Genomic DNA, 6950 nt, shown 5'->3' with positions numbered 1-6950 from the left:
CCGCTCACGCGCGCCGCGCAGCAGCGATGATGCCGGCCGCGGCCGCCGCACGGATCGTAATGACCGTAGCGAGCGCAGCAGCCGCCCTGAGCGTAACGACCGCGACGATCGCGGCTTCAGTGATTCGCCGTGGCGCACCGTATCCCGCCCGCCGGTTGCCGCTGCCGACAGCCCGGCGGATGACGCCGCTGACGCGAAGCCGGTAATCGATTCCGAGCAGATCCGCCGTCAGCGTCAGGAAGAGACGCGCGTCTATGGCGAAAACGCCTGTCAGGCGCTCTTCCTGAGCCGTCCGGAGAGCATCGTGCGCGCCTGGTTTGTCCAGAGCGTTACGCCGCGCTTCCGCGAAACGCTGCGCTGGCTGGCCGCAAACCGCAAAGCGTATCACGTGGTTGAGGAGGCTGAGCTGGCGAAAGCGTCCGGTACTGAACATCACGGCGGCGTCTGCTTTATTATCAAAAAGCGCAGCGGCATGGCGGTATCAGAGTGGCTGAAAAAGGCCGAGCACAAAGATTGCGTGCTGGCGCTGGAAGATGTGAGCAATCCACATAACCTGGGCGGCATTATGCGCAGCTGCGCGCATTTTGGCGTGAAGGGGCTGCTGGTGAACGACGCGTCGCAGCTGGAGTCGGGCGCCGCCGTGCGTACTGCTGAAGGCGGCGCTGAGCACGTACAGGCGATCAACGGCGAAGATTTCGCTGCAAGCCTTGATGCGTTCCGCAAGGCGGGCTACACCATCGTGACCACGTCGAGCCACGAGGGCACGCCGCTGGCGCGCGCCGAACTGCCGGCGAAAATGGTACTGGTGCTGGGTCAGGAGCGGGAAGGGCTTTCAGACAGCACCTTCCGGCAGGGCGAACTCAACCTGTCGATTGGCGGAACCGGCCACGTTGAGAGCCTGAACGTCTCGGTAGCAACCGGTATTCTGCTGGCCGAATGGTGGCGTCAGAACGCATAAAAAAAACGGGCCATAGCGGCCCGTTTTGCATGGTGGCGGCTCAGTGTGCGCCACCCCCTCCGCCGCCTGCACCAAATGGCGGACGGGCAAACCAAACCAGCACCAGCAGAATCACAAACACCCCCGCAGACGCCCAGAAAATCTCATTGGCTGAAATAATCAGGCCCTGATTAGTGATCTCCCGCGCAATCCACGCAGACGCCTGCTGGTGGCTCATGCCCATGCCTTCCAGCTGCGCATACATCTCCTGCGAATTCTGGTTGTAAGGATTGACGGATTCGCTCAGATAGCTGTGATGCATCGACTCGCGGTTGGTCCACAGGGTCGTGGTAATAGAGGTTCCGATCGATCCTGCCAGCGTACGCACAAAGTTAGAGAGGCTGGAGGCTGCGGCGAGGCGCTCCGGCGGCAGTCCCGACAGCGTAATGGTGGTCAGCGGCATAAAGAAACAGGCCACGGCAAAGCCTGAATAAACTGCGGCCAGGCGGATGCGCCGAAGTCCATGCCAGGCTCAAAGGTGTAGGCGCGCCAGTAGAAACAGACGGCGTACATGATAAAGCTAAAGGTTACCAGCCGGCGCATATCGAGCTTGTGGGCGAACCGGCCAATAATGGGTGAGAGGATCACCGGAATAATCCCGACCGGGGCAGATGCGAGTCCGGCCCAGGTGGCGGTATAGCCGTAGACCTCCTGCAGCAGCTGCGGCAACAGCACAATGGAGCCGAAGTAGAGCATGTAGGCCAGGCTTATCGACAGACAGCCAATGGTGAAGTTGCGCATTTTAAACAGCGACAGGTCAACGATCGGATGATCGTCCGTCAGCTCCCACACCAGCAGCACCGCCAGCGCTACCACGGCCACCACCGCCAGCACGATAATCTCTGTCGAGCTGAACCAGTCGAGCTCTTTACCACGATCCAGCATCACCTGCAGCGCGCCGATGCCCACCACCAGCAGCACCAGTCCGACAATATCGATCGGACGGATCTCGGTTTTGGTTTCACGGCCGCGCAGCGTCTGCAGCGTCAGCATCACCACCACGATGCCAATCGGCACGTTGATAAAGAAGATCCAGCCCCAGTGATAGTTATCGCTGATCCAGCCGCCCAGGATCGGGCCGCAGATTGGCGCAACGATCACCGTCATCGCCCACAGCGACAGGGCAATACTGCGTTTAGCCGGAGGGTAGTTACTCAGCAGCAGGCTTTGCGACAGCGGGATCAGCGGACCGGCCACAATCCCCTGCAGAATACGGAAAAAGATCAGCATCTCCAGGCTTTCTGACATGCCACACGCCCAGGAGGCGAGCGCAAACAGAATGGTTGCCCAGGTGAAAAGTTTCACTTCACCGATGCGCTTTGCCAGCCAGCCGGTAATTGGGATCGAGATGGCGTTAGCCACCCCGAACGAGGTGATAACCCAGGTGCCCTGTGAATTTGACGCGCCCAGATTACCGGCAATGGTCGGGATCGCCACGTTGGCGATAGTTGAGTCGAGCACCTGCATAAATGTCGCCAGCGACAGGGCGATAGTCATCAGAACAAGTGGCGCGCCCTCAAGCGGTTTTTGTGCCATAACAGTCTCCGGCGGATCAGCCCGCGTTGGCACGAACGATAGCGGTAATCATCTGGTTGACCGGCGCAAGATCAATCGCCAGCGCGTTGCTCTCATAGGCGGCCTGCGGACGAACGGCGCCTGCCAGCACTGCACCCTCTTTGTTCTGCGTATCAACCTTCACCAGAGTCGAGAGTCCGATGCGCAGCGGATGCGCCGCCACTTCATCCGGGTTCAGTTCAATACGCACCGGCAGGCGCTGTACGACTTTGATCCAGTTGCCGGTAGCGTTTTGTGCGGGCAGCAGCGAGAAGGCGCTGCCGGTTCCCATATCGAGCCCCGCGACCTTGCCGTGATAGACCACATCATCACCATAGATATCGCTGACTACAGTTGCAGACTGACCGATGCGGACGCCGGCAAGCTGCGTCTCTTTGAAGTTGGCATCTACCCACAGGTTGGTGGCGGGCACTACGGCCAGCAGCGGGGTGGTGGTGGAGATTTGCGAGCCTACCTGCACGCTGCGGCGTGAAACATAGCCATCAATCGGGCTGCGTATATCGGTACGCTGCAGATTAAGCCAGGCGTCGCGCAGGGCAGCGGCGCTCTGCTGCACCGCAGGCTGGTTTTCCAGACTGGTGTTCAGAATCATCGCCTGATTGGCATTATATTGCTGCACAGCGACGTCAAGCTGCGCTTTCGCGGTTGCCACGGCGTCACGCGCGTGCTGCAGCTCTTCACGGCCAATCAGATTTGAGGCGCCCAGCGGTTCGCGGCGCTTCAGATCGGCTTCAGCCTGTTCCAGTGCCGTCTGCTGCAGCTTGATCGTGGCCTGATACTGCCTGCCGTTGATCATCAGCTGGTGCGTCTGGCGGACGCTGGTGGCCAGGGCGGTCTGCGCTTTTTCAAAGGCCTGCTGCGCATCGGTTTTATCCAGTGAGACCAGCACGTCGCCTTTTTTGACGCGATCGGTATCATCAAACCATACTTTGTTAACGCTGCCGGAAACCTGCGCCATCACCTGCACCTGATTGCCTGCTACATAGGCATCATCAGTCTCCTGAAAATGACGCAGCACCAGATACCAGTAAGTCAGATAGCCAATACCGGCCACAATAAACACGACAGCCAGCAGGATCAGCGCAATTTTACGCTTCTTCTTCTTGTTTGCAGGCTGTTGCGGGCTTTGAGCTTCCGCTGTCGCACTCATGTCGTTCTCCACGTTTGCCATAAGTCGGGGTGTGCTGATCCATCAACACGGTAACCCGAATCGAAAAAGCCAGCGCAAAAGGCGCTGGCCAGATAAAGGAAAATTAAAATAGCGATTTCGGCAGGGGGTTGTGTCGCACTTCTTGCTATTAGCGAGAGAGTGAGGCGATAACCTGATCTTCGTCCATTTTGTCCAGACGGTTAAGCAGCTTGCGCGTGATGGCTTCCAGCTGCTCCTGCTCGGTGGCGCTCAGTGACGACCAGAGATACTGCAGGCTCTGGTGCTGGGGCGGCAGCAGCTGACGCAGAAACTCGTTGCCTTTTTCCGTCAGATGCAGATGCAGGCAGCGGCGATCGTTGTCGCTTTCACGGCGTTCGATCCAGCCGCGCTTTTCCAGTTCATCCGCAATGCGCGTGGCGTTGGTGCGTGAAGAGCCCAGTGCCGCACTCAGTTCTGATGGCTGAATGCTCTGGTTTTCCTGCGCATCCAGCGTGATCAGCGCCATAAATAAGGTTTCGTTAATTCCCTGTGCCTTGAGCATCTTGTTGCGATTATCCAGCAGCTTGCCCTGCATATGCATACACAGGCGGGTCAGGATAATCTCCTGCAGCGGAAAATCTTTATGACGATTTGCCCGGACGTTCAGCATCTGCTCAATGGGAGTAAACGAACTTTCCATCTAAAAAAACCTCTTGATTGCAACGTAGAATTATCACATTCAGCGCGCTAACCGCTTCGCTGTGGAATAATTTCGAGAGTAAAAATAACTACAGTGAATAAGTACACTGCTAACGATATCAAACTCACCTGTTAATGGACAGCGCCGCTTACCGATTTACGCTGTTTTTCTTGCTCAGGCAGGCTCTGCGCTGGCGTTACGCCACCAGATTATCAGATTAAGTAGCGTCGCCAGGGCACCCGCCGCACAGACGCCATACCAGCCAAACAGATGAAAGGCGTTGGCCGAGATCACCGAGCCGAGCGCCCCACCGGTAAAATAGCTGGTCATATAGCCGGACGTCAGGCGATTACGCGCTTCGGGCATAGTGCGATAGATAACGCTTTGGTTGGTGATATGTACGCCCTGAACCGCCAGATCCAGCAGCACAATGCCGGCAATCAGCGCCAGCAGGCTGCTGCTGCCGAGTGCGGTAACGCCCCAGGAGATCAGCATGATCACCAGTCCGGCGCTGGTGGTGAGTTTTGCTTTGCCCCGGTCTGCCAGTCCGCCCGCCTGACGCGCCGCAAGCGCGCCTGCAGCTCCTGCCAGACCCAGCAGGCCGATCTCGCCCTCGCTGAAATTCCACGGCGGTGCAGCGAGTAGAAAGGCCATTGAAGTCCAGAGCATGCTGAAGTTTGCAAAACTCAGGCAGCCGGTCAGCGCCCGGGTACGTAACACCCGATCGGCGCTGAACAGGGAGAAAATTGAGCGCAGCAGCTGCAGGTAGTTAAGCGGCACGCGCTGCTGGTAGCGCGGCAGATAGCGCCACAGCGCCAGCGCCATCAGGATCATCAGCACGCTGGCGCACCAGTAAACGCTGCGCCATCCGGCAACCTGAGCCAGCGCGCCGGCAACGGTACGCGCCAGTAAAATGCCCAGCAGCAGGCCACTCATGACCGTACCTACCACTTTGCCACGCTTTTCCGGAGCAGCCAGCGTGGCCGCCAGCGGCACCAGAAGCTGTGCCACCACTGAGAAGAGACCGGTTACCACCGTACCCAGCAGCATCAGCGTCAGCGAAGAGGAGAGGGCGGTCAGCATCATGCCGCCCGCCGCCAGCAGGCTCATTGAAACAATCAGAGCACGCCGTTCCAGCATATCGCCCAGCGGCACCAGCAGCAGCAATCCACAGGCGTAGCCAAGCTGCGCGGTGGTCACGATAAAGCCCGCTACGCTGACAGAGAGACCAAACTGATGCGCAATCGTATCGAGCAGCGGCTGCACGTAATAGTTACTGGCCACCGCCAGCCCTGTCGCGACTGACATCAGCGCCACTAATGGGGCACTGAGGCGTGCCGGAGATGAGCTCATGAGCGGATACACAGTGAAATAATCATATGGGGATAATAGTAACCGAAAAAATTATTTCATAGTTGTGATAATTAACAGGACGTACCAGTGCGTTATAGCGCACGCTGCGCTTATCGGCGACGGAAACAGTGCGGGCGACCCGAAGGCCGCCCGCTGACTACATAAAACGATGGCGTTTATTTCGCGGCGGCCAGAGCGTCATTGATCCACTTATCAAACTCCGCCTGATGACCTTTAATCCAGCCATCCACATGATGGTTGATATCCGCTTCAGATGCCTGACCCGCATGCATGGCGGCATTCTCCGCGTTGATATCCTTAATCGGCAGCTTCATCTCCGCAAACAGCTTCGCGGCGGCCGGGTTTTTCTCTGCCCAGGCTCTGTTCGCCACGATATGCATGGTGTTCACCGGAAAGCCGTAATTCGCACCATTTGCCAGTTTGGTATCCACTTTGCTCTGTTCGCCAGGCAGGGAGGAGAACGGCACCTGCAGCCAGACTACGTCACGGCCCGGTTTCAGCACATCGCTCAACCAGTAAGGTGTCCAGGTGTAGTAGAGAATCGGTTTACCCTGTTTGAAGCGCGCCAGCGTATCGGCCACCATTGCCGAATAGTTACCCATATTGGCGGTAACGGTATCGGCCAGGCCAAACGCGCTGTTCTGGTGATTAATCACCGCTTCGCAGCCCCAGCCCGGCGTACAGCCGGTCATGTCCGCTTTACCATCCCCGTTACTGTCGAACAGTTTGGCAATTTTTGGATCTTTCAGCTGTTCAATATTGGTGATGTGATATTTTTCAGCGGTTTTTTTGTCAATTAAATAGCCCTGGGCAGCACCGCCAACGTAGGTGCCTTCGCGGTAAAACTTGCTGTCACCGCCAGCGGCTTTATACATATCGTCGTGCAGCGGCTGCCAGTTAGTGGCCACAAAGGTAGCGTCACCGGCAGCGATTGTGGTGTAAGCCACGTTGTAATCGACTTCGCCCGGTTTCTCCACGCTATAGCCGAGTTTCTCCAGCGCGCGGCTGACAATCAGCGTCTGGAAGGTTTCTTCAGCAATGGTGCTTTGCAGCGGTTTAACGGTAATGCCTTTACCCGGCAGGTCGGCGGCGGACACGTGCGTCGCGGCGAACGTCGTCAGGACGGCAGCGAACAGAGCTGTCTTGCGCATAGTCATTCCTTATTTTACGTGTGA

5 protein-coding genes and 1 pseudogene are annotated in these 6950 nt (G+C 57.8%); 1 reads left to right on the top strand and 5 read right to left on the bottom strand.

Annotated elements, in window-relative coordinates:
• The coding region (locus tag HA43_RS11900; RefSeq protein WP_094111739.1) for a tRNA/rRNA methyltransferase at positions 1–958 on the top strand (958 nt) is incomplete at its 5' end.
• Between the two features lie 40 nt (positions 959–998).
• On the opposite strand, the pseudogene emrB reads toward HA43_RS11900, so the two are convergent.
• From emrB to proX, 5 genes and pseudogenes are all read right to left on the bottom strand, one after another.
• Positions 999–2533 (bottom strand): annotated as a pseudogene (gene emrB, locus HA43_RS11895) (multidrug efflux MFS transporter permease subunit EmrB).
• A 16-nt stretch (positions 2534–2549) separates the two neighbouring features.
• A complete protein-coding gene (gene emrA / locus HA43_RS11890) occupies positions 2550–3722 on the bottom strand; it encodes a multidrug efflux MFS transporter periplasmic adaptor subunit EmrA (protein WP_094111738.1) in 1173 nt (390 codons plus the stop codon).
• Positions 3723–3870: 148 nt separating this feature from the next.
• The gene (gene mprA / locus HA43_RS11885; protein ID WP_039379772.1) at positions 3871–4401 is read right to left on the bottom strand and encodes a transcriptional repressor MprA; all 531 of its coding nucleotides are present in this window, start codon (positions 4399–4401) and stop codon (positions 3871–3873) included.
• Positions 4402–4575: 174 nt separating this feature from the next.
• Complete coding sequence (locus HA43_RS11880) at positions 4576–5754, bottom strand: MFS transporter (protein WP_094111737.1); 1179 nt, start codon at positions 5752–5754, stop codon at positions 4576–4578.
• 176 nt (positions 5755–5930) lie between these two features.
• The gene (proX, locus tag HA43_RS11875) at positions 5931–6926 is read right to left on the bottom strand and encodes a glycine betaine/L-proline ABC transporter substrate-binding protein ProX (RefSeq protein WP_094111736.1); all 996 of its coding nucleotides are present in this window, start codon (positions 6924–6926) and stop codon (positions 5931–5933) included.
• Between the last annotated feature and the right edge of the window lie 24 nt (positions 6927–6950).

The organism is Pantoea eucrina (assembly GCF_002095385.1).
Classification (GTDB): domain Bacteria; phylum Pseudomonadota; class Gammaproteobacteria; order Enterobacterales; family Enterobacteriaceae; genus Pantoea; species Pantoea eucrina.
This window is presented reverse-complemented; position numbering and strand designations above follow the sequence as displayed.

What these genes read in the sequence shown, in the direction of transcription:
- emrA (WP_094111738.1), bottom strand. Translation starts at nt 3,722, where the DNA reads ATGAGTGCGACAGCGGAAGCTCAAAGCCCGCAACAGCCTGCAAACAAG.
- mprA (WP_039379772.1), bottom strand. Translation starts at nt 4,401, where the DNA reads ATGGAAAGTTCGTTTACTCCCATTGAGCAGATGCTGAACGTCCGGGCA.
- HA43_RS11880 (WP_094111737.1), bottom strand. Translation starts at nt 5,754, where the DNA reads ATGAGCTCATCTCCGGCACGCCTCAGTGCCCCATTAGTGGCGCTGATG.
- proX (WP_094111736.1), bottom strand. Translation starts at nt 6,926, where the DNA reads ATGCGCAAGACAGCTCTGTTCGCTGCCGTCCTGACGACGTTCGCCGCG.